Origin of the sequence: Effusibacillus lacus, from assembly GCF_002335525.1 — a bacterium.
Classification (GTDB): Bacteria; Bacillota; Bacilli; order Tumebacillales; family Effusibacillaceae; genus Effusibacillus; species Effusibacillus lacus.
Genome location: NZ_BDUF01000106.1, coordinates 42,070 through 64,708 on the forward strand (window position 1 = coordinate 42,070; position 22,639 = coordinate 64,708).

General features: G+C 49.5%; 20 protein-coding genes. 6 read left to right on the forward strand and 14 right to left on the reverse strand.

What is annotated here, in order from left to right:
* From EFBL_RS21975 to EFBL_RS17525, 5 genes are all read right to left on the reverse strand, one after another.
* A partial coding sequence (locus EFBL_RS21975; RefSeq protein ID WP_369690111.1) for an RNA polymerase sigma factor occupies positions 1 to 147 on the reverse strand: 147 nt, incomplete at its 3' end.
* A 22-nt stretch (positions 148 to 169) separates the two neighbouring features.
* Complete coding sequence (gene dat / locus EFBL_RS17510) at positions 170 to 1,000, reverse strand: D-amino-acid transaminase (RefSeq protein WP_096183563.1); 831 nt, start codon at positions 998 to 1,000, stop codon at positions 170 to 172.
* A gap of 115 nt (positions 1,001 to 1,115) precedes the next feature.
* The gene (locus EFBL_RS17515) at positions 1,116 to 1,919 is read right to left on the reverse strand and encodes a lipid II flippase Amj family protein (protein WP_231705859.1); all 804 of its coding nucleotides are present in this window, start codon (positions 1,917 to 1,919) and stop codon (positions 1,116 to 1,118) included.
* Positions 1,920 to 2,159: 240 nt separating this feature from the next.
* Positions 2,160 to 3,881, reverse strand: coding sequence for a methyl-accepting chemotaxis protein (locus tag EFBL_RS17520; protein WP_096183565.1), 1,722 nt, complete (start codon positions 3,879 to 3,881; stop codon positions 2,160 to 2,162).
* A 152-nt stretch (positions 3,882 to 4,033) separates the two neighbouring features.
* The gene (locus EFBL_RS17525) at positions 4,034 to 4,714 is read right to left on the reverse strand and encodes a L,D-transpeptidase family protein (protein ID WP_231705860.1); all 681 of its coding nucleotides are present in this window, start codon (positions 4,712 to 4,714) and stop codon (positions 4,034 to 4,036) included.
* Between the two features lie 129 nt (positions 4,715 to 4,843).
* On the opposite strand from EFBL_RS17525, the gene EFBL_RS17530 reads away from it, so the two are divergent.
* The 6 genes from EFBL_RS17530 (at position 4,844) to EFBL_RS17555 (ending at position 11,493) form a co-directional block, all read left to right on the forward strand.
* Positions 4,844 to 6,061: a hypothetical protein gene (locus EFBL_RS17530; protein WP_096183567.1), complete on the forward strand. Its 1,218-nt coding sequence runs from the start codon at positions 4,844 to 4,846 to the stop codon at positions 6,059 to 6,061.
* Positions 6,062 to 6,482: 421 nt separating this feature from the next.
* Positions 6,483 to 7,736, forward strand: coding sequence for a glycosyltransferase family protein (locus EFBL_RS17535; protein WP_096183569.1), 1,254 nt, complete (start codon positions 6,483 to 6,485; stop codon positions 7,734 to 7,736).
* Positions 7,733 to 8,908, forward strand: a complete 1,176-nt coding sequence (locus EFBL_RS17540) for a hypothetical protein (RefSeq protein WP_096183571.1) — start codon at positions 7,733 to 7,735, stop codon at positions 8,906 to 8,908. The genes EFBL_RS17535 and EFBL_RS17540 overlap by 4 nt, the downstream gene beginning before the upstream one ends.
* Positions 8,905 to 9,624, forward strand: a complete 720-nt coding sequence (locus EFBL_RS17545; RefSeq protein ID WP_096183573.1) for a glycosyltransferase — start codon at positions 8,905 to 8,907, stop codon at positions 9,622 to 9,624. The genes EFBL_RS17540 and EFBL_RS17545 overlap by 4 nt, the downstream gene beginning before the upstream one ends.
* 1 nt (position 9,625) lies before the next feature.
* Positions 9,626 to 10,750: a glycosyltransferase family 4 protein gene (locus EFBL_RS17550; protein WP_096183575.1), complete on the forward strand. Its 1,125-nt coding sequence runs from the start codon at positions 9,626 to 9,628 to the stop codon at positions 10,748 to 10,750.
* Complete coding sequence (locus EFBL_RS17555; protein ID WP_096183577.1) at positions 10,747 to 11,493, forward strand: class I SAM-dependent methyltransferase; 747 nt, start codon at positions 10,747 to 10,749, stop codon at positions 11,491 to 11,493. The genes EFBL_RS17550 and EFBL_RS17555 overlap by 4 nt, the downstream gene beginning before the upstream one ends.
* On the opposite strand, the gene EFBL_RS17560 is transcribed toward EFBL_RS17555, so the two are convergent.
* The 9 genes from EFBL_RS17560 to EFBL_RS17600 form a co-directional block, all read right to left on the reverse strand.
* Complete coding sequence (locus EFBL_RS17560) at positions 11,453 to 12,508, reverse strand: glycosyltransferase (RefSeq protein ID WP_165912533.1); 1,056 nt, start codon at positions 12,506 to 12,508, stop codon at positions 11,453 to 11,455. The genes EFBL_RS17555 and EFBL_RS17560 overlap by 41 nt on opposite strands.
* Before the next feature lie 14 nt (positions 12,509 to 12,522).
* Positions 12,523 to 13,989: a tetratricopeptide repeat-containing glycosyltransferase family 2 protein gene (locus EFBL_RS17565; protein ID WP_096183581.1), complete on the reverse strand. Its 1,467-nt coding sequence runs from the start codon at positions 13,987 to 13,989 to the stop codon at positions 12,523 to 12,525.
* Complete coding sequence (locus tag EFBL_RS17570; protein ID WP_096183583.1) at positions 13,986 to 15,662, reverse strand: glycosyltransferase; 1,677 nt, start codon at positions 15,660 to 15,662, stop codon at positions 13,986 to 13,988. Before EFBL_RS17570 ends, EFBL_RS17565 begins: the two co-directional genes overlap by 4 nt.
* Entirely contained in the window at positions 15,619 to 17,631 is a 2,013-nt protein-coding gene (locus EFBL_RS17575; protein WP_165912534.1) for a tetratricopeptide repeat-containing glycosyltransferase family 2 protein, read from the reverse strand. Before EFBL_RS17575 ends, EFBL_RS17570 begins: the two co-directional genes overlap by 44 nt.
* 129 nt (positions 17,632 to 17,760) lie before the next feature.
* A complete protein-coding gene (locus EFBL_RS17580; RefSeq protein ID WP_096183587.1) occupies positions 17,761 to 18,483 on the reverse strand; it encodes a DUF6385 domain-containing protein in 723 nt (240 codons plus the stop codon).
* 187 nt (positions 18,484 to 18,670) lie between these two features.
* Positions 18,671 to 19,108, reverse strand: a complete 438-nt coding sequence (locus EFBL_RS17585) for a DUF6385 domain-containing protein (RefSeq protein ID WP_165912535.1) — start codon at positions 19,106 to 19,108, stop codon at positions 18,671 to 18,673.
* 365 nt (positions 19,109 to 19,473) lie between these two features.
* Positions 19,474 to 20,517 (reverse strand): type 2 isopentenyl-diphosphate Delta-isomerase, encoded by a 1,044-nt coding sequence (gene fni / locus EFBL_RS17590; RefSeq protein ID WP_096183590.1) that lies wholly within the window; start codon positions 20,515 to 20,517, stop codon positions 19,474 to 19,476.
* Between the two features lie 184 nt (positions 20,518 to 20,701).
* Positions 20,702 to 21,919, reverse strand: coding sequence for an ABC transporter permease (locus EFBL_RS17595; protein WP_096183592.1), 1,218 nt, complete (start codon positions 21,917 to 21,919; stop codon positions 20,702 to 20,704).
* Entirely contained in the window at positions 21,916 to 22,638 is a 723-nt protein-coding gene (locus EFBL_RS17600) for an ABC transporter ATP-binding protein (protein WP_096183594.1), read from the reverse strand. The genes EFBL_RS17595 and EFBL_RS17600 overlap by 4 nt, the downstream gene beginning before the upstream one ends.
* Between the last annotated feature and the right edge of the window lies 1 nt (position 22,639).

The following is a 22,639-nucleotide window of genomic DNA, read 5'->3' on the forward strand; positions in this document are numbered from 1 at the left end:
AAATGAACCCAAGGCGCGGTATGCTTTCAGGAACACATCCTGTGTGAGATCTTCCGCATCGGATTGAGATCCCACCGAGTATGCGATATAACTGTATATATCACGAAAATGAGCAGAATAGATGTGTTGGAATTGCTCCTGTTGCATACCGGCCCTCCTTTCGGCAAGTTTATACGCCCGTTTCGCTTCTGAACGCTTCCTGAATTCTTCGGGTAACGGGTCCTACTTGACCATTGCCGATTTTCTGTCCATCCACCTCGACGTAAGGAGCCACCTCGCTCAAAGTTCCTGTCAGGAACAGTTCATCAGCCGCCAGCAGGTCCGCTTTTGTAAATTGCACTTCCTCAACCGGGATCCCCTCTTTGCGGGCCAGTTCAATCACCACATGGCGGGTAATGCCGGGCAGGATCCAGGGACCGTTGGGATGGGTCAGCAGGGTGCCGTTTTTTACAATGAACAGATTGGAGGCAGATGCTTCCGTAACAATCTCTCCCCGATGAAAGATCGCATCGTCACAGCCGCGTTCCAGCGCTTCTTCCTTCGCCATGCAGTTGAGCAGCAGGCCGGTTGTCTTGACATGACACATCTGCCAGCGCAAATCTTCCACCAACACGGCACGTCCCCCTTGTTCCCAGATCCGCAGGTCCGGTTGGAAAGGCTTCACGTATGCCACAATGGTCGGCTCCTTCAACTTGGGAAGACCGTGAGCACGGGGGGCCGCACCGCGTGACACTTGCACATACAGAGACCCTCTTTGCACACCCGGGTTCCGTTTCAGCAGTTCATCAAACACAGGCTTCAGGTCATTTGCCCGGTAAGGAATACGGAGTGTATCCAGACCTTTCTGCAGCCGTTCCTGATGGAGATCCAACTTGAACAGAGCCCCGTTATAAATATGTAAGACTTCATAAACCGCGTCGGCAAAAACAAACGCCCGATCCTGAAACGATACTGTCGCTTCCGTATCCTCCAGCCATTGACCATTCACATACACAATCATTGCCCATCCGTCCTCTCCTTGTGGTTTTGAACCCTGAATTCGGGTTGATATGTTCTTATCGTACTATTCTACCTCATTTACAAACAATCTGTAACAAATGAATACTTGGTCAGTTCTAACCAAAGATTGAACTTACCCAAGCAACCCAATGCGCCGCCGGCAGCAACAGGATTTGAGCCAAAAGAGTTCCCAACAGTCTCGTAACCATGAGGAGTCCTACAATCTTGTCAATCGTCCAAAGCTCTTGTTTCCCCTGCATCACCTGTTCCGTCAATAAAGCAATCTTTGGATCCACAAAAATCAGCAGCACGATTACCGCAAGCCCGTTGATCCACCCGGAGGCGGACTGGGCGGTGGCACTGAATTCAGGAGCCAGCACCGAAGCATACAATGCCGCCAGAACACCCACTGTATAGACAGCAGTGCCCACAATGTTCAACAGAAGCAAGCGCTTGGGGATGCCGCCAATCCGCATTCGGGACACCATTTCCCACTTGGGCCACCGAAGATGCTTTTTGGCAAGAGTTAGATGATGAATTGTCATTGTATTTCTAACGAGTTGAGGAATTGATCCCGCATGTTCCAGTTGAATGATCGCACGGGAGAACAGCCCCACAAACGTAGGCAGCAAGATCATGCCGACAACCGTTCCCAGAGAAGCCGAGCCCAAAATGATATGAAATTGATCTTTCAGCATCTCAATCTGTTGGTTACCCCTTGCGGCATCCACCAAACTGCCTGTTAAAGTGGCTTGAAATGTGTTCGCCGTCCGGGAAACGATTACCGCCATATTAAATAGAGAAATTGCTACGGCCAGTTTGGCTACCCGTACACCCGCCAAACGGACAGCATGGGACAACGTTTCGATCATATGGATAGTCATGGTGAACAGACAGATCAAGAGAAGTTTTTCGGTCAATCTATCACCTCGTTACAGTCGACACATTAGGGAAACATCAGGACAGCGGCGTTGTGACCTTATTCTATCACAAGGTTTTCTATCATCCCTGTATTTATACTGTACTTCCGGAAACACTCATAACCACTTATTTGGAAAGGGTATGTGATGTATCAAAACAAGAGGCTGTGCCCGAAAGCATATGTTCTGCTTATGGGACAGCCCCCCGTTGCTTTATCAATTATGGTTCTTGCCAAACCGCTAAATCTTGATTCTTGCCACCGCCGTCTCCAACTCTTTCGATATCTTCATCAGATGATCGGCTGCCCTTGCCACTTCTTCCATGCCTGCCGTCTGTTGTTCGGTGGCTGCGGCAACCCCCTGGCTTTGCTGGGAGTTGGTTTCGGCAATGTGCGCAATCTGTTCCATGGCGTTCACCATTTCCTGGCTGCCCGCCGCAATCTCTTCAATGGCCGCCGTCACCGCTTGAATGTTGTCAGAGACTTCGAATACGGACGTTTGAATCGCTTTAAAGGACTCCTCCGCCAGTTTTGACATCTCCTGGCCGGATTCCGCCGCATGCTTGCTGTTTTGTACTGCTTGTACCGCCTGCAAGGTTTTCTCGTTGACCAGTTGAATCATATCGCGGATTTCCTGGGCGGAACGTGTCGTTTCTTCCGCGAGTTTGCGCACCTCGTCCGCCACTACGGAGAAGCCCCGCCCATGCTCTCCAGCCCGGGCCGCTTCGATTGCCGCATTTAACGCCAACAGGTTGGTTTGGTTGGCGATGTTGGTAATCAGGTCTGTAATGGCGGTTATTTGCGTAGCATGTTCCTGCAGCACCCCGATCACTTCCGCAACGCTGTCCACGGTTTCCGTTATCTCGCCCATTTGCGCAATCGATTTTTGGATAATGGAACCGCCCTCATTGGCCAGATCAATGACTTTACCGGAAAGATCCGCCACTTTTTGCGTGGAGGCAGCCATTTCCTGCAAACCGGCGGAAGTTTCTTCCACGATGGCGCTTGCCTGCTCCACGCCTTGGGTCTGCTGTTCGGCGCCTGCCGCAACTTGCTGGATGCTTATTGCGACTTCCTCGGACGCCCTTGCAGACTCCCGAACCGTTTCCGAAACCTGTTTAACGGTGCCTGCCACCGATACCGCACTGGTTTTCACCTGTCCGATCAGGTCTTGCAGTTGTTCCGTCATGCGATTCATCGACTTGGCCAGTTTGCCAAACTCATCGCCGCCTCTCACCGCAATTCGGGCTGTAAAGTCCCCTGTTTCAATCCGTTCAAAACCTGCCAACAATTCTTTGATTCGGCGGCCAATCGGAATCAAGAATACAAAAAGGAAAGCAGTGACAACAGCCAGGATGATCACGGAGTCAACCATTGTTTTCCGGATGGATTTCCGGACCTCTGCCTGAATTCGTTCATCGGGGGCTCCCACATACCAGATGCCGATAATTTTCCCGCTGGCGTCTTTAATTGGCATGTACGCGCTTTGGTATGTTTTTCCTACCACGTTCGCTTCTCCGTAATAAGGCTGGCCTTTATCAATAACCGTTTGTTTCACCGCATCGGACACTTTGGTGCCGACTGCCCGGCTGCCATCCGCCTTCTTCACATTGGTTGCAACCCGGGTGTCGCCATGGAAGATCGTCACTGTATCTCCATTGGTTAATTCCCCGATTTTGTCTACAATCGCAAAGTTCTCATTCATTACCTGTTCGCCCTTGTAAAGCTTGCCGCCTTTGGTATCCCAATCCCCGGGATACATGGCGTCCAGGATCGCAAAACTGGTATTTAAGTCGGACTTTGCCTTCTCGATTGCTTCCTGCTTAATTATTTTGGTTATCAAGTCAATTTCCCGATAGCCAGTGTAGGCAAACGCTGGGATTAACACCAGCAGCAAAAGGCCAATCAGTTTCGCCCTCACTGGCAGAGAATAAAAAAAGTACATCCCTTTTAAACCTTTCATTCTTGTACCTCCAATATTTATGCCAAAAACAGGTTGTTAAAGTATTTCGACGTTTTTTGACATTTTCCTTCAATCCACAATCAGATACACCCCGTTGGACAAACGAGCCATTTCCCCTTTCAATGCGAGATGTTTCCCGCATGCTTTGGAAATCACTCGAGCAACCCCATTCCCCGGTAATCATGCAGGCTCATGACACCGTCCACCGGCAACCCGTTTGCTTCTTCGAAGGATTTGAGCGCCTTTTCCGTGGACAACCCGAATCGACCGTCAGGAATGCCTTTATAGAAACCTGCGCTCCGCAACCTGCTCTGAATCAGCAAAACATCCGATCCACTATCCCCTGCGGCAAGCCTTCTGGGCTCCAGTTGCGGCTCCCTGAGAGGGTGGCCGAGTATGGTCACCGGAGTTCCGGGCTCGACCCATTCATACAACTCCTCTACATGCCGGTTCAGCATGCGAACGCATCCATGGCTTGCATCGTGCCCGATGGATCCGGGTTTGTTTGTGCCGTGGATCCCGTAGATCCCCCAGGGAACGTTGAGTCCGATCCAACGGGTGCCAAATCCGGACCCCCAATTTTTGTATTTGTTTAGAACCATCCATTCCCCTGCCGGTGTTGGAGTTTCCGGCTTGCCCAGAGCGATCGGGAATTGCTTGTACACAACGCCGTCAATGAGAACTGTTAACCGGTTCCGTAAGGGATCAATCTGAAGGGAGATCTCCCCGGTTGGAACAGGTGCATTGGGAGAAGCTTCAGTAAGTGCACAATAAAACATAAGAAAACAGGCCAAAAACAATGGAAAAATCTTGCTCATTCTTGTCGTTTTCATATTTTCACCCATGCATTTTGTGGTCAATCGGGAGTATCCCCAAGTTATGACAACCCCACTCCTTTGACTGCATGACACATCGGTTTTTGGTGATAGTAAACCTGTAGAAACCGCCAAGGAGCAGTGGATATGAAGCAACTTTCAAGATCTTGGCTGCTGGCTGCTTTGTGTTTGGTTACGGTTTGGGGGATTCTCCCCGCCGGGAAGGGGTTTGCGTCGGAAGTGGGGACTCCGTCCAAGATTGTCATCACAGTGAAAGCCTCCCCTTCTTCCCAACATGCATCCCAGTTGGAAGTCAAGGAACGCCGATTTCTGAAATCATTTGCCGGAAGCCGCGTGGAACCTACGACAACCGTGCCAGAATTGCCCTATGCCTATCTCACACTGGTAAAGGGAAGGCGGCAAGTTCAATGCGTGGTGGACTATTCGTTTGCTGTCTATCCAGAAAACGGCAACAGCAAATTTGTCCTGTCGCCGGAAGCCAAAACCATGCTGAATCAATACATTCAAACTTTGAGGGAACAGCATTTCGGGCAGCCCATTCCATGGACCCAGGCAAAAGAGCTTCTTCCACGTAAAGGAAATGCGCAAGTGGTGGATCTGGAAACCGGCAAGTCCTTTATGGTTCAGAGGCGGGCCGGAAGCCGGCATGCGGATGTTCAGCCCCTGACGGAGCAGGACAGCCACGTCATGAAAGAGATCTATAACGGCAAGTGGAGTTGGCGGCGGAGAGCCATCCTTGTAAAAACGGACGACAAAACAATTGCCGCCTCCATGAACGGGATGCCTCACGGTGCAGGTGCCATATACGGAAACGATTTCCCCGGACACTTTTGCATTCATTTTGAAGCAAGCACCACCCATGGCAAGCGGACGCCCGACCCCGCTCATTATCTGATGGTACGCAAGGCGTCAGGTCTGTTGACGGGAGACATTGTGCAGTACTCGCCTCAACAACTGATTCAATTTTTCAGTACCGCCTTGCACGAACAGGATTGGGAGACAGCACGAATGGCATTGGATCTTTCCAATTCGGAAGCGGTTCAACTGTTTCTTGAGCAAGCAAAGGGAATCGAAGCGATCAGTTTATGGATGCATGCAGGAAAAAAGGGAGAAGTGCCAAAAGTCAACGGTCCGCTTTGGGTTGAATTGCCTGTAAAAGTATCCATGGTAACCGATAAAGGGAAGGTAAGAAAAGACGCAACAATCCTGATCAGGAGGAATTCCTTGATCTCCCGCTGGAAAATAGACGCTGTTTCCCTTCTTGAACTGTTTGGCGAGGATAAGCAAACAAAACAAAAACAGGCCCTCCCCACTCGCGAGACCCCCCCTTCCAAATGGGTGTAACAAGAATCAGCAACAAATGAATAAATAAATAAGATGGGGGGGGAAGTATGAAACTTGCTATTGTTGGAGGAATAGACCTGAATTGATCAAAATGGCCCTGATTACAATTTGCGGGTTGGTTCGGGATCCCATGCAGAAGAAACCCTTTATAAAGTGATTTTGTCGCTTCACCCAAGAACGAAAAGAAAACTACTGCAATATAATTTGTTTGAAATCCTTCAACATCCAAAAATCATCCCCTGAAACGCTTTCCTGTAGGTCCAATGTTCTTGCCGGATTCGAAACCGACAAAATTTTTAAAAACCATTGACGACGTGCTGCGTTTCCCAAAAAGTTGGACCCCCACCCCTATGGAACAACCGGTGCAAGCGAAAAAATCATCAATATCCTTGTTCAGAAGAAGTCGGGAGGTTGATTCGGCATGTCCCGTTTGGAACGTCTGGCTTCCCGTTCGACACGGTTGCTGGCGGAAGGTTTCCTGCCTTTGCCGGAGCACGCAACAGTCACAATCATTCTCTGCAGCACCCGGTCCGATTGGACGGCTTTTTGTCTGGACGCCCTGGAAAAATGTACGAGGGAGCGCCTCCAGGTTCAGGTCATTCCCGTCCATTCCTATGAGCCGCAATTTGCAGGGATTGACCGGTTCAATTTGGCGCTCTCGCAAGTGGATACAAAATATTTCGTTCTATTGGACGACGGCGTCATCGTCACCCCAGACTGGTTAACACGATTGCTCTGGGCTTTTTACGATGATCCACGGATCGGGATCGTGGCCCCTTCCACAAATAGCGAGTACAACTCCCCTTTTTGCTCCACTTTGGACGAATTGTTTGCTTTATCGGAAGCAATCGCAAAACAAAACAGCGGAAGTTGGGAAACCGTGCAAAATCTTCAGGGAAGATGCATAGTCTGTCGGACCTCTTTATTGAACGAGGTCGGGGGACTCGATTATACTCTGAAAGGCCATGCAGCCCGCATTCTGGATTGGATTTTGCGGGTTCAAACAAAAGGACACTTGCTTGCCCTGGCTAAAGACAGCTATGTATATGAACTGCAGACCGTTTATACAGATCCGGAAGAAAAAAAAGAGCAACGGATGCAATTCCAAACGAGTCATTCCCCGTTCGTCCCTCTGACGCCTGAAGCGCTTGCTCCTCCTCTTGTTTCCGTAGTCGTTGTGTCTTTGCACCCGTCTTCCCATTTTCTACATGATGCTTTGACCAACGTTGCCCGGCAGATCTACCCAAACATTGAAGTCCTTCTGATACGCCAAGGTTCGCCTCCCCATCGCCCGCGATCCGCTCACACCCCTGCGGCGGGAATCTGGATGGATGGAGAAATCCCGATCAAAAAAGCGTTAGAAAGCATCTGGCGTCTTGCCAAAGGGCTATACATCGCCTATCTGGAAACAGGATACGAGTTTGAAACAGATCATATCAGTCGTTTGGTGGATTCAATTCACAAAAACCGCGCTCTTGTCGGGGCGGTTTATCCGGATGATGACAAGGAAATTCCTCTTTCCTTTGTCATGCACCGAAACCCGGCATCCGTTCCTATTGACTTTGACATTCGGATTTCGCAGGAGAATAATGTCATACTTTTGATGAACCGGGCGCCTTCTCTCGAGATTGTGAAAATTTTCGAAAAAACGGTGAAACGAAGGGTGAAATCATGAATTATGTCTGCTTCGCCGCCTCATCACAGGATTTCTCGCAAAACAGACTATCAAAGTTACTGCCTGACTGCGAAAACGTTTATTCCATTCCCACTCTTTCGCCTTCGGTGCTCGATTCCCTCAACCCGGACGAGACAGTGGCGTTCGTCTTTCATCCCTACTGGATACAGGTTGTCAACCGTTTTGCCCCCAAATCCATCGTTTCGTTCATTGAACCTTGCCCGGAAGCGTCCGATTCAGGCTTATGGGAGAAACTTTGGAGTTATCTGGCGGGCCAATCGGCACTTGTTTGCACACAATCCGAAAGGATCTATCTGGAACAATGTTTTCGCCGAGACGCCGTCCTGTTGCTTACGGGTGAAGAACAAAAACCGTTTGATGTCCACCGGGCAAACGGAGAGACCCTGTTTCTGCGCGATTTCGAAATGATTTTCCGTGCTGCCCTGGAAAGAATCCTGCAAAATCTTTCGGTGGAAGATTTGGTCAGAAAACAATGGCGTTTGCGGATGCGCTACTACCAAGGCCTGGCCGATCAAGTGGGAATGCACGCCGCCGTGCGTTTTTTGTTGTCCGTTTATCAGTACCTTTTGGGAAAACCAGACGCCCGCGACAGTTTGCTGCAATCCTTTGAACAGTCCCTGCTTGAGGGAAACAAAGAATGCCTGACGACACACTATCGTTTTTTGTCCGCCATTGAAACGCAATCCGGGGATCTGGAGCGTGCGGTGAACACCTATGGTATAACCGCCCTGTCACCGAATGAACGGGAAACTTATAATTTCCTGCTGTCCCTGTTGCAACAGGGACAGCAAGACCTGGTGCAGGCTGAACTTTTTCGTTTGAATGAAGATTACAAATCGGCCGCATCGGTTTTGAGCAGGATTTCTTCAGATAAAGCACGGCGCATTCTGATTCAAGTGTATCTTCATACGGGGCAAATGGAAAAATCGCTGAAGTTGATTCAGCCTGCCGATCTTGTTTCTGTACGTGACCGCCGGGATTATTTCCTGCTGCAGGGCACAGTTCGATCCATCCACGGGGATCGGCATGAAGCCATTCACTGTTTTCTGAAAGCCGCCAGCTACGACTATGATGCGATTGCGCACGTATTGGAACTGCAGGCGATGGATGAAGGTCTGTTATCCCTAGTCAAGGGGGGAATGGAAGATTGATTCGAAAATCCCGCAAGAACCGTCTGACGGCCATGATGCAAATGCGAAATGAAGCGAACCGGTACCTGGAACTGGTGCTGGAGAATCTTTCGCAATTTGTGGATGAAATTGTGATAGTTGATGATGCCAGTACGGACAATACGGTGCAAATCTGCAAATCTTACAAAAAGGTGGTTCGTGTCATTGAACTGCCGGAGTCCCGTTTTGACCGGGAATGGGAGCTACGCACCACCTTGTGGAAGTCGGTGGAGACAACAAGTCCGGATTGGCTGTTGGCGGTGGATGCCGATGAAGTGTACGAAGACAAAGCGAAGGAACAAATTCGCAATCTGATCGACCAGGATGAGTTCGATTGGGTGGGGTTCCGTTTTTATGACTTCTGGGGGGGATTAACCCATTACCGGGACGACGAGTTCTGGAATCTCCACCACCGGCACACGATGACACTGGTGCGTTATTTGCCCGGCTATCATTACTTTTATCCCCGCTTCGATCATCACTGCCCCCGGCTTCCCTTGTCGTACCAGGTGCTTCCGGGGCATCTGTCCGATCTTCGGGTCAAACATTTGGGATGGGCGGGAAACGAAGAAGAACGGTATCAAAAGTATCTCCGTTATTTGACAATCGACCCGAACGGAATCTGGGGAAATCTTGATCAGTACCGGTCAATTCTCGACCCCGATCCAAATCTCGTCGAATGGAAAGAAGAGGAATAAGATGAAACGGGTAAGCATTTTGACACACAGCTTTCTGGATGCGTACAATCGCCGTTTTTCCCGCATTTTTGGGGGAGGGCTTGAACGCTATATTTACGACTTGTGCGGTGTCATCAAAGAGATGGGATATCAACCGGAAGTGCATCAACTCTCCTTTTTTGAGCCCTTTCGAACCAGCGTAAAAACGATTGAGGTATTCGGATATACCTACGACTTTGACGAAATTCCCGAAGCGTTTGAAAAAATGGCTTCCCAGGCACGTGGAGCCTTAATCTACGCAAGTTGCATCTGGCATCCGATCCCGTATCGAAAAAACAGCCTCGGCATCAGCCATGGAATCAATTGGGATCGGCATGATTTGCCGCAGTCAGACAAAATTTACGTTGCCAAATCCGTTCAGATGGCCCTTGATCAACTGTTTCGCATCGTTTCGGTGGATTCCCAATTCCTTACGTTCTGCCGTTCGGTTTGCACCTACACGGATCCGGAGCAGGTTATACTGGTGCCTAATTCGGTTGATACAAATCATTTCAAACCGTCCCAACAAAAAAACCCTTCCGATCCCGTTCGAGTTCTGTTCCCCCGCCGGATCAGCTTTGAACGCGGCATTATCCCCATGATGCTGGCAACCGACCGGCTTTTGGACCTCTATTCAAACCTGATTGTCGAATTTGCGGGCGAAGTGGTGAAAGACAGCCCGATTGGCGACACGTTTGAGATTTGGATGAAGGAACATCCTCACCGGAACCGGATTCTCCATCGCACTTATCCGTTTGACAAAATCGTTCAAGCGTATCAGCAAGCAGACGTTGCGGTGATCCCCAGCATTTTTTCGGAAGGGACGTCCTATTCCTGCCTGGAAGCCATCAGTTGCGGCGTTCCGGTTGTGGCAAGCAATGTCGGGGGACTCAATGACATTCTTATTGACGGGTTCAACGGGTTGTTGGTTGCTCCGACGGAAGAGCGCATCACGGAAGCGATCATCCGGGTAATCGAAGACGTGGAATTTCGGAAAGAGCTGGGAGCCAACGCCCGAAAAACAGCATTGGCATTCGACAAAACTGTCTGGAAAAAACGTTGGACAGGATTACTGCAGGAATATTTGGAAACGGGGGGTAACCTTTGACCGATTCACAAAAAGAGATATGGGATACACTTTGGTCGCAAAGAGTCTCCTACCATTGGGATTCGCTGAGTGAAACCATTTATGGAACGATTTGCCGGTTCATCCGTGATGTAAAGGGGAAAGCGTTACTGGAAGCAGGATCGGGAACCGGCAAAATCTCATTGCGCCTTGCCATGGAAGGAGCGGACGTGACATTGGTGGACTATTCAAAAAAAGCGCTGGAAAACAGCCAGTTGGCCTTTCGCCAGAAGAACCGCCAGGGAAACTTTCTCCTGTCCGATATTCGCAATATGGAGGTGCCGGATAACAGTTACGATTTGGTCTGGAACGCGGGAGTCCTTGAACATTTTGATTTTTCGGGCAAAGTGTCAGTTCTTCAGGAAATGGCACGGATCACAAAACCTGAAGGAATTGTACTCGTGTTCACTCCTTTTGCCAAATGTCTTCCCTATAGGGTCGGAAAAGCGTTTGCCGAAACATATGGGAGTTGGATGTACGGACAGGAGGAACCCGTTCATTCATTAAAACACGAATTCGCTGCAAGCGGCATCACTCTGCTTGAAGAGTTTGATGATGGATTTGTCAACAGCCTGGATTTTCTGGATTTTATTCCAGGGTCTCAACCGGTAAAACGATGGATTCAACAGTGGTACGAGAAACTGACCAAAGAGGAACAAAGCATTTTTCCCGGGTATTTGTTGGTCAGCGCCGGTTCCCCCGCTTCTTTCCATAAAGGAAACTGATCTCTCTGGCAATCTGTTCCGCTCGAACCCGCCAGCTCTCCTTCTTTGCAACAGATTGCCTTTTCACAATTTTTTCCGTAGTACGATCGTTCATCAGGGCTTCGTCGATCTGCTGTAGAAACTCTTCTTTCGTTCTTCCGATCCGAACATGCGGGTAACAGCGAACTTCCGGCAGGTCGGTTGAAATAACTGGAAGACCTGCAGCCAGATATTCATAAAGCTTGACGGGATTGGCGGCCCTGGTAACCTCACGGATCTGGAAAGGAATCACCGCCGCGTCAAACTGACGGGCAAAAGCAGGCAGTTCGGAATAGTCACGGTTGCCTATCCAAAGGACATTGCTTGTCTGAAGAAGGGGGTGAGGGATGGAGGTGGTGATTTGCCCGACAAAGGCAAACAGGTAGTTCGGCCGTTGTTTGGCCAGATAGGCAATCAAATCATAGTCGAGCCAACTGGCTACCGCCCCCCAGAATCCGATTACGGGAGCGGTGTTTCCACACAAGGATTTGGCAGTTGTTTCATGAGGCAGATATTCGATTTCCGGGTTGCAGGCTGCGGCAAAGTGGTCGTAGTCCGCTGCATTCCGGATCAACCTGACATACGGATGTTTCCCTTTCGTGTCTTGATAAATCATCTCAGATGCGCAGAGAACCATGTCAGCCGCTGCGATTTTTGAATCGTGCCATTCGGCAAAAGCGGCAAACTCCTCGGTGCTGGCGTCTGCAATATCGCCCACCACCAACGGCAATTGAAACCGGGACAGCAATTCGACATAAGGACCATGCGTAAGCCACATGATATATTCCCGATCCCAGTCCAAGGCATCTATGTCTTGGCAGATTATAAAATGATCGTTCAATCGGAGAAAAGGTTCACGTTTTTCCTGTGTGACATTGCAGTAAATCACATCCAACCCTAGCTGGCTCAAATGATAAAGGAGCTGCTGGGGACGCTGCCGATGATTATGAAAATCAAAACAAGGGAGGTACAAAATCGGAGGCAGACTGAGATTCATAAGGATTCCTCCATTCATTCACAAAGTGCAAGAAACCGGAGATCGCTTGCCGGTGGATCAATCGGCTGCCCGCTGATGGATCGTGCCTTCGCCACATAACAATGTAAAAGCCCGACAAAAGGCGCAATTCGATTGGGAAATTGACTGCAGGCTTTGGAAAACCAGGAAAAAGCCCCTTCATATTCACCACAGTTATAGGCAAGCATTCCCGCAACCAGTTTTTCGGGATAAGTCAATGCGTCCGGATCGGTTTTATACAGTGCAGGAAGTTGCTTTTTATCGGTATTGTCCTTCCTGATCGTTTGAATAACAAGGTTCCATGCGGTTTCCGGGATTCGATCCCGGTATTCCGCAAGGAAGTTTACCAACTCTCCCGTCTCCTGCAACAAGACGGAGATGGGGGCCAGGCGCTTCCAGGCTGACAGATACCCTGGATGAGAAAGCAACGCTTTCAGATAATGATTTTTGGCCTCCTGCCACAGATACAGATACTCACAGGTCAAACCTGCCAAATAGTGGGAACGGTAAGTCCCGGAACCGGAAGACGACGTGTATTGGCAGGATACATCTCCCAATTCGATCGCCTGCAGAAGAATCAAATAAGCATCCTGATAATTTTCCCGATCCATCAGAAGCATCGCTTTCAGTTCAAGCAAATCCGTAAAATCGGGATAGAAAAGCAGTGCTTTCTCAATTGCATGCTCCGCATCCTGGTGGCGCCCCGTTTCTCGCATGGCATACGCCATTTTTAAGAACAGATCCGAATCATACCCGCTGAAAACCGGCACACGGGGCAGTATGGATTCAAAGACAGCCAGTGCATTCCGATAGTCTTCCCGTTGAAAATACTCCGTGCCCAGGGCATATTGCAGACGAAGGTCATCCGGATGGCGTTTGAGAGCCCCCTGAATAATTCTCAAATTTCTTTCGTTCTTTTTTTTGCGGCGAATAATTTCGTCAAGATACCCGTAATGTCGGACAGTAATATCGGCAAATTCGAGCCGGACGCCGGGAATGGCCTGGATGACGGGGCTCACTTCTTCATGAATGCTGCCTATGAAACGAATCTCCGGATGGTTGCGAAACAAACGGCACACCGAGTCGGTTACATACTCCCCTGTTGATAAGTGGCCCACGTAATTTTTCATTTTCACAAAATAGCCGTACACCTCTTCCTGCTGCAGCAAGTGATTCAGATAAGATAAGTTCGGTTCTTCCAGTTCTTCGTCCGCGTCCAGAACCAGAATCCATTCCTTTGTGGCCTGTTTGAGTCCTTCGTTTCGGGCTTTGGCAAAATCATCTTCCCAAGGAACCGTGACAACGGAAGCTCCGTAGCGTTTTGCGATTTTCTGGCTTTGATCTGTGGATCCGGCGTCCACAACAATGATCTCCGAAACAATGTTGACGACAGAGGAGAGACATCGTTCAAGACAATCCTCTTCATTTTGGACGAGCATGCATAACGACAGGTTTAACTTCATTGTAAAGTCCCTCCTGAAAAACCATCCTCGCAGGGAGCAGCCAGTCTTGCATCCCGCACCAAATCACCAAATCTGGGGGATTGGCCGAGTACTCCCAAATGGGAATCCGCCAGGCTTGAAAGAGTTCGGATGATTCGTTTGCCCGATTCCGGTTCGTCCAACCGTTGCAGCCACTTACTGATCATCCTTAATGTATCGTCAAATCTTCCGTTTTTAAATGCAATTTTCACAGCCAGTGAGAGTTCCTCGGTAGAGAGGGAATCGTCCTCTGCCGGATCGCTCCCGTGTTCCGCCCATGCCAGCCATTTCTTGAATTTTGCTTTATCCTTAAAACGAAGCTGCCCCATCGCGTTTCTGACGCCTTTCAGATTTCCCGCCAATAACAGGCTTTTGATTTGAACCATCAATTTGAATTCCTTGAAATTTCCTTTTTGCAATTGCTCGGCCAGCGCCGGAATCGGTTCCAGGCAATCTGTTTCAAACAAAATATCTATTATTTTCGCTACGGCATTTTCTGTTCGAAGATGAAAACGTTCGTCGATAAATGAAACGATTCTTGACTGGGCTCCGGTGCATCTCATAAGATGAAAAATCCGGTACAAGGGAGGATTCAGGCTTGACTTAAAATGGACGGCCTGCAAGTACCATTCCACCGCGTTGTTGTACTCGCGTACCGCTTCATAAAGCATCCCCAGAGCATAACACGTCTGATAAGTGCCCATCCCTTCTTCCGTGTGGTATCCGCTGGGAGCAGGTCCCAGCTCAATGGCATGCAGAAAGCTGTTTTTTGCTTCCTCCGGTTTCCCCAATTGTGTCAAACAGACCCCTTTTAGATGATGCAAGTCAGTATATTGGGGGTAAAGATCGATTCCCTCGTCACAAATCCGGTTCGCTTCTTCAACACGGCCAAGTGCCAGCAAACACCAGATTTCATACTTAAACAACAAATGGGCATAACTCGTTGCCGCCGGGTCCAGAAGGGATTTCGCCATCCTGAAGGCATCCAGCGCCTGCTTTACATCTGAACTTCGCAGGTATTCAACCCCAAGGTTATACTGGGTGAACGGATCTTCGGGTTGTTCGGCCGCCATTTGTCGCAACAGATTCAGATTGCGGCGAATTTTATCTTTTTTTGTGACAATTTCCTGTTGGTACCCGTAATGGTGAATTTTGATCTCGGCAATGTGAAAAGCGGCCTCCGGTTTGTGTCTGTAAATGCTGGCCGCAATCTGCTCATGAATCCGTCCTTCAAACCGGTATGTCGGACGATTCCTGAACATGCGAAGAACCGGATTGATCGTGGCTCCTTGGGACCCGTCGCCCACATAGTTGTGAATCTGCAGCAGGAATGCTTCATATTCCTGATGTTTGGCATATTCACGAAGCTTTTTCCGATCCGCCGCCTCCAGTTCTTCATCCGCATCCAGCCACAGAATCCAGTCTCCTTTGGCTTGTTCAATCCCCACATTGCGGGCATAGGCAAAGTCATTTTGCCAGGAAGAACGGATGACATGCGCACCCCATTGACGGGCAACCTCTACCGTGCCATCTGTAGACCCCGTGTCCACCACGATGATTTCGTCCACAGCTCCTTTGACGCTTTTTAAGCATCGCGGAAGATGTTCTTCTTCATTTTTGACGATCATACACAGCGAAATCGTGGGCTGACGCATGGAGATTCCTCCTTTGTGCACTGTTCCACGTTGTGTGCCATCTGATTCCGCCAAGCAATTGTTTGCTGTTTTGAATCCGTTCCAGATCTTTTTGAATTACCGGATGACTCGGAAACCGGTTCAGGATTTCGATGGCCGTATCTTGTGCCATTTCCAAATAGCACAGGGAAACGGCAATTCTTGCTTTTTCATTCCCCGGCGTTTCAGCTAAGATTGGCTCAAACAATGCGCAAGCGTGTCTGAAATGTCCCTTGTCATAAAGAATTTCCGCAAGCATAAACAGTCCTTCGCTGTCCAGTTGTTGATTTTTCATTGCCTGCAGCAAACCATCCGCCGCCATGAGGACAAATCCGTTCCGGTACAGACTTTTCGAATACTTCAAGAACAGATGGGAGCTCAATCGGGAAAAATTCTCGGCCATTCGAATCAACCGGAGTTGAATCGCACGTTCCATCAATCTTTCTACAAGGTCATACGGAACCGGATCCGGCCAAACATTCTCAATCAGCCAACGATCCACCCGTTCATACATTTGTTGTTCCGCCCGTGTCAGAGTCTTATAAAAACTGAACGGCAAACTTCGTTCTTCGCTCCAACGGCACAACGCCTGTTCCATAATGAAAGTTTCTCTCCTGGATTGGTCCGCCGATGCAAGCAATTTTCCCAATTTTTCATACGCCTCGGGAAATTGCCCCGTCTGCATCAAACACTCACACAGAAACCGTTCTCCTTCAAACGATAACGATTCTGTCGTTTTTATCAGTGCCAATGCCTCGGCGTACGCACCTATCCCGAACAGAACGGCAGCTAGCAGAAGCGCATCACGGGTCAGTGATTGAAGTTGTTGGCGGATCTGTTCATCAGATTGCCCCAAAAGGTGCAGGGTTTCCGCCCATCCGATCAGCGCCGGCAGATATCTCGGATGAAACGCTAAGGCCTGCCGATAAAACTGGAGAGCTTCCGCATGGGCCCCTAATTCTTTTGCCAAAGCCGCCATTTCATAATATGAACGAAACGTTCCCATTCCCGCTTCGGTCACGTATTTGCTTGGCGCAGCCCCATTATGCGCCGCCTTTTGAAAAGTCTGCAAAGCTTCCCGCAAATACCCTTTCTGTTTCAAGGTTTCACCCAGTAAATGGTACAGGTCAGGATAATCCGCGTAGCGGGCAATTTCACAGCGAAGCAATTGTTCCGCTGCTGTCCAATCCTTCCGTTCGATCAGAATTTTCGTCCGGTCGCGAATCAAAGTGGGACGGTAGGCCGCCCCCGCCGGGGCCAGTTCAAAAGCCCTTTTCATATAACGTTCAGCTTCCTGAAGGTTTCCCAACTGACAATGGGTGACTCCCATATTGTAGAGATGGAATGGGTCCTCAGGGTTTTCCTGCAAAGAAAGTTCAAGGATTCGAAGATTGCGGCGAATTTTGTCTTTCCGGCCAAGAAGCTCTGGAAGGTATCCACGGTGAACGATTTGCAGTGGGGAATTTTCAATTTTTGCAATCGGATGCTTCTCCAAAATGCAAGGAATGATTTGCTCGTGAATACGACCACGGAATCGATAGTCCGGATCTCTTCGGAACATACGGACTGTTTGATGCCTGAGCCGCTCTTCGGTGCGGCTCCCCAGAATATTGTCAATTTCTACAAAAAATGCCTCCGCATTCGTGGTCCGCAAAATTTCACGAATCTGATCTTTTCCCTTTACCAGCGCTTCGTCCGCATCCAGGTAGAACACCCATTGGGTTTGCGCATGGGAAAGAGCCAGATTTCTGATTTTTGAAAAGTCATCCTCCCAATTTGTTTGAACGATGGTTGCCCCATAAGAGGCTGCAACTTCCAGGGTGCGGTCAACAGACCCCGTATCCACCAGAATGATTTCATCCGCAATGTCCTTTACGCTCTCCAGACATCGCGACAACAGTTCTTCTTCGTTACAGGCAACCACATGTACACCAAGCAGCAAATCGCTCATATGACTCCTCCTATAGAAAACTTGGCTCCGCCAAACCTCCGGCTCAGGTGTATCCCTAGAGAAAAGAGTACATGGATTCCATGTACTCATGTGCGAATGTACACTTTTGGAATGGCATCTCCGGACAATCTAGGTTCCTTGCCCGTTAAAGAATACGTCAATGGTGGTGGCAGCTCCAGCCGCAGAGGATCGGTAAGCCAGGCGCGTATATTTCAAAAACTTGGACGGAACCAACACATCGACGGAACCTACAGCGATCCCGGTTACGGTGTCAACGTTGGCGAACCAGTTTGTTCCGTTGGCGCTGATTTCTACCCGCGCGTCTACCTTGTTTGTGCCGGGACCTTTGTTATAGATAAAAAAGGAGTAGGTGCCGAACACACTCGTTGTTACGGCAGACAGCGCAGTAAATGTGTCAGCGGTAAGGATATTGAGTGTTTCTTGTTCCTGAAAACTCTTCTGTGAAATTGAGGTAACACTGCTGAGGGTACCGGCTGTTATCGTGGTTCCCAATACGCTGGTGATCGTCCCGTTCAACAGGTTGGTCAACGTACCGGCGGTGATTGTGGTTCCCAATACGCTGGTGATCGTCCCGTTCAACAGGTTGGTCAACGTACCGGCGGTGATTGTGGTTCCCAGTACGCTGGTGATCGTCCCGTTCAACAGGTTGGTCAACGTACCGGCGGTAAGGGTGGCCCCCAGCACACTCGTCAGTGTTCCGTCCAAAGCGATGTTTGTCAACCGTCCGCTGGTGTCGGTCGCCAGCGCACGGCTTGTGGCACTGCTGTCTCTGCCGAATATCAGGGTGCGCAGGTCGTCGGGGTTGGTATTAAACGTCGCAAAATTTGGCATTCCACTCTCCCCTTTTTATCAAATGGATCTACCCAAAAAAGGCGTTGCAGGCAGCGGCGGATTTCTTGTCAACTGCCTGAATCATATTACGAACGCCTTACACTGTTTGTCTGTGCACGAGTCGCTGTTGGAAAAAATATATGTTTACCTAAGATTGGATGCTTGTCCATCTTGGAAAAGAACTCGGTTATCCAATCGATTGTGACTGAAAATAAACATCTACAAGGGTTGGCTTGCCCGGTTCTTTTGATCGTAAAGAAATTCGGGTATAACGAAGAAATCGGGTAGGGACGATGACAACTGTCTCGTCAGAAATAACCTCCTCTTCCCGGTCGATTGCAAAATCAAGGGAATTGGGACTCACTTCGACCTTCACGATCACAGGATTGTGTCCCCTGTTGACAATCGCGTAGGAATAGGTCACTTGCCTCGAGGTATTTTGCGGCTTCAACAGGATCCAATCATCTTGTGTGAAAATACCCAAAAATTTCTTCTCGTGAAATTTTCGTGCAGGGAAAGAACTGCTTTGCACCACTTTTACCCTTCCCTCAGCATCTGTTCGAATAGGTCTTACATGTTTTCCGTCAAAACCAAATATTTGAATGCCGTCCCGTTTTGCTTTCAAACTACGGATATCCAATCGGTGTCCTTTCACACGAACAGGGTTCAAAACTTTTTTTATAATCACTTGTTCGATACCTTTCTTTTTCCGTTTGCCAGTCCTTTTGCACATACAGATACAAAGGGCCGGAGATTGGCAAGACACCGAGAGTTTTTTACAACAGGTCGCTTTCATTCTTTTCGACATCTGGGTTTTATGTTGCTTGCTCACCTGACTTTACCTCCTTCTACTGGGATAATATACGTTTGCCGATATGCATGCTGACACGACTCCTATCATGGTGTATCAAGAAAAGAAACCGGGCATCCCCACATCGGAGATGCCCGGTTTTTCAAAATTTGCAGCGATACCCGTAATGAATTCATTCCTCAAGCTCGGACCGCTACCAACCGGTCGGTGTTTTTCAACGCCTGCAGGGTTCCGGCCCCGATCCCAAACATGGCCGCCCGGAATTCATATTCAACCTGCTCAAACCGCAGGTCCAACTGTTCTTCCGATTCGGTTGCCGCTTTCAGCAGTGTACGACCGAAGCCAACCAGGTCTGCTCCCAAGGCCATCGCTTTGGCAGCTTCATGTCCATTCTGAATGCCTCCGCTGGCAATAATGACAACTTTCTCAACATACTCATGAACCTCCCGTATGCATTCCGCCGTCGGGTTGCCCCAGTCCCTGAATGCCTCCGCCGCCCGCTTCTTCATCGGGTCTTTGGACCGGTGCTTTTCCACCTGACTCCAAGACGTTCCTCCAGCCCCCGCCACATCTATGAAACTCACCCCTGCATCCTGCAATCGTCGGGCAGTCACCCCGTCAATCCCCCAACCCACTTCCTTCACGCCCACGGGAACCTCCAGACTCCGGCACACCTTTTCAATTTTGACCAGAAGATCTTTGAAGTTCATGTTCCCCTCCGTCTGGAAGATCTCCTGCAGGCTGTTCAGATGAAGCACCAGACCATCCGCTTCCAGGAGGTCCACAGCCCGACGACAATGGTCCGCACCGATCCCATAGTTGAACTGTACCGCTCCCAGGTTGGCTATAATGGGAACGGAAGGAGCCGACTTTCGAATCTGGAAGGAATAGGCCAGATCAGGGTTCTCCAGAGCTGCCCTTACCGATCCCACCCCGATGGCCCAGCCCCGCCTCTCGGCAACGGACGCCAAGCGGCTGTTGATTCCATGAGCCGTTTCGGTACCGCCGGTCATGGAGCTGACCAGAAATGGTCCCTTCAGACGCTTCCTTAGGAACTCAGTGACTGTGGAAATTTCTGAGAAATCCACTTCCGGCAGGGCCAAATGCTTGAATCTATAGCGTTCAAAACCGGTGGTAATCTGATCCCCGGTAACTTTTTCGTTCAGACAGATCTCAATGTGTTCCGCTTTTCTTGCTTCAGTTGAAAATTTAATGTCCTTCATTGGTTCCCCCGTTATGTTCCAGTATCTTTTTCCAGAATACCCTATCTCCTTATTATGTCCTTAGTCCTGTACTTGATAGTCCTATTGAGGATACAACCCCTGTGCCAACAATCTTCCTGCCGGACGAAACAAAGACAAAAAAGCCTCTCCAGCAAACGTTTGGAGAAGCACCAAATTAGCTGTATTATTCGTAGCGCAATGCATCGATGGGCTTTAATCGCGCCGCCTTCCGGGCAGGATACACCCCAAACACAATACCAACAAACATCGAAGACAAAAAAGCGTACAAAATCGGTGTCAGACTGATGGTTGTCGTTATACTGGACAACTGGCTTATCAGCTTGGTTCCCCCGATTCCCAGAAAGATCCCGATGATTCCCCCCAATAAGCTCAACACCACAGACTCTATCAGAAATTGCTGCAAGATGGCTCCGCGTGTTGCCCCAAGCGCTTTCCGGATCCCAATCTCCCGTGTTCGTTCCGTCACAGACACCAACATGATGTTCATAATCCCGATTCCCCCAACCACCAGGGAAATGGCTGCAATCCCTGTAAGCAAGGTCGTCATGACATCGGTCACTCCCTGGGCCGTACTAAGAATTTGCGCCTGGGAACTGATCTGAAAATCGTCCTGATCCCGCGGAGACAGACGATGTTGAGAGCGAAGCGTCTGCTGAATTTCAAATTGGGCCTGGTTCATGACAGCAGCCGATTTGGCCGACACGTAAATCGTTCTGACTCTTGTCTGCCCGAACAACCGGTTCATGGCCGTGGTTACAGGAATCATAATTTTGTCATCGTTGTTGTTCGGGCCGGAACTTCCCTGGCTTGGCAAGATTCCAATTATCGTAAAGGGAAGCTGGTTGATTTGAATCGTTTGCCCCACAGGATTTGAGATTCGACTCCCAAACAGGTTGCTGACCACTTGAGGTCCCACAACAGCCACATTTGCTTGTCCCTCTACTTCAAACCGGTTAAAGAACCGTCCTTGGGTAATGTTTATGTTTCGGACTTCCGGATAGGCATCGTTCGTACCTTCCACTGAAGTAGAGTAGTTCTGGTTCCCCCACACAATCTGGGCCTGCCTGCTCAGGGAGGGCGCCACACGGGCGATGGACTCCCGCGTGGAAATGGCTTGGGCGTCCTCAAGGGTCAAGGTATTTAAGGAGCCCGCCCCCAGACTGACACCGCCTTGTCTGGCCTGTCCCGGGGAGACAATTAACAGGTTGCTGCCCAGGCTGTTGATCTGGGATGCCACACTGGTGGATGCCCCTTCCCCAATGGCTACCATCACAATCACTGCGGAAACACCAATGATAATGCCAAGCATGGTCAAAATGGCCCGCAGGGTATTGGCTTTGATACTCCGCAAAGCGACCCGCATACTTTCCCACAATTTCATAACACCATGTCCTCCGAATTCGCCGTTTTTCGCTGCATGACCGGTTCATTTGAAATCACCTGTCCGTCCCGGAAACGGACAATCCGTTTTGCATAGTTGGCAATATCGGGTTCGTGCGTAACCAGTATGACTGTTTTTCCTTCGTCATTAAGCTTTTGGAAGATACTCATAATTTCGATGCTGGTCTGGGTGTCCAGCGCCCCTGTCGGTTCATCGGCCAACAGGATCACCGGCTGGTTCACCAAGGCCCGGGCTATGGAGACCCGTTGCTGCTGTCCACCGGACAATTCGTTCGGCTTGTTGTTCAAACGGTTTCCCAAGCCCACACTTTTCAGGGCTTCAATGGCTTTTTGACGCCGCTCTTTTCCAGAAACTCCCGCATATAATAATGGCAGCTCCACGTTTTCCAATGCCGTTGTTCGAGGAAGCAGATTGAAATTTTGAAAGACGAACCCGATCTTCTGGTTTCGGATGAAAGCCAATTCGTCATCATGCGCCTTTGAAATCGGGTATCCATCCAAATAAAATTCACCGGAAGTGGGTTGATCCAAACACCCGATCACATTCATCATGGTTGACTTTCCCGATCCTGAGGGGCCCATGATGGCTACGAAGTCTCCTTCGTCGATCGTCAGGTTAACCCCGCGAAGCGCTTGAATCTCTTGGTCTCCAACTTGATAAATCTTTCTCAGGTTCTCAATTTGAATGACCGACTTCATG

Excerpts from the sequence above, each read along its gene's own strand:
- dat (WP_096183563.1), bottom strand. The coding sequence starts at position 1,000 with ATGATTGTGTATGTGAATGGTCAATGGCTGGAGGATACGGAAGCGACA.
- EFBL_RS17520 (WP_096183565.1), bottom strand. The coding sequence starts at position 3,881 with ATGAAAGGTTTAAAAGGGATGTACTTTTTTTATTCTCTGCCAGTGAGG.
- EFBL_RS17525 (WP_231705860.1), bottom strand. The coding sequence starts at position 4,714 with ATGAAAACGACAAGAATGAGCAAGATTTTTCCATTGTTTTTGGCCTGT.
- EFBL_RS17530 (WP_096183567.1), top strand. The coding sequence starts at position 4,844 with ATGAAGCAACTTTCAAGATCTTGGCTGCTGGCTGCTTTGTGTTTGGTT.
- EFBL_RS17535 (WP_096183569.1), top strand. The coding sequence starts at position 6,483 with ATGTCCCGTTTGGAACGTCTGGCTTCCCGTTCGACACGGTTGCTGGCG.
- EFBL_RS17540 (WP_096183571.1), top strand. The coding sequence starts at position 7,733 with ATGAATTATGTCTGCTTCGCCGCCTCATCACAGGATTTCTCGCAAAAC.
- EFBL_RS17550 (WP_096183575.1), top strand. The coding sequence starts at position 9,626 with ATGAAACGGGTAAGCATTTTGACACACAGCTTTCTGGATGCGTACAAT.
- EFBL_RS17560 (WP_165912533.1), bottom strand. The coding sequence starts at position 12,508 with ATGAATCTCAGTCTGCCTCCGATTTTGTACCTCCCTTGTTTTGATTTT.
- EFBL_RS17565 (WP_096183581.1), bottom strand. The coding sequence starts at position 13,989 with ATGAAGTTAAACCTGTCGTTATGCATGCTCGTCCAAAATGAAGAGGAT.
- EFBL_RS17570 (WP_096183583.1), bottom strand. The coding sequence starts at position 15,662 with ATGCGTCAGCCCACGATTTCGCTGTGTATGATCGTCAAAAATGAAGAA.
- EFBL_RS17575 (WP_165912534.1), bottom strand. The coding sequence starts at position 17,631 with ATGAGCGATTTGCTGCTTGGTGTACATGTGGTTGCCTGTAACGAAGAA.
- EFBL_RS17580 (WP_096183587.1), bottom strand. The coding sequence starts at position 18,483 with ATGCCAAATTTTGCGACGTTTAATACCAACCCCGACGACCTGCGCACC.
- fni (WP_096183590.1), bottom strand. The coding sequence starts at position 20,517 with ATGAAGGACATTAAATTTTCAACTGAAGCAAGAAAAGCGGAACACATT.
- EFBL_RS17595 (WP_096183592.1), bottom strand. The coding sequence starts at position 21,919 with ATGAAATTGTGGGAAAGTATGCGGGTCGCTTTGCGGAGTATCAAAGCC.
- EFBL_RS17600 (WP_096183594.1), bottom strand. The coding sequence starts at position 22,638 with ATGAAGTCGGTCATTCAAATTGAGAACCTGAGAAAGATTTATCAAGTT.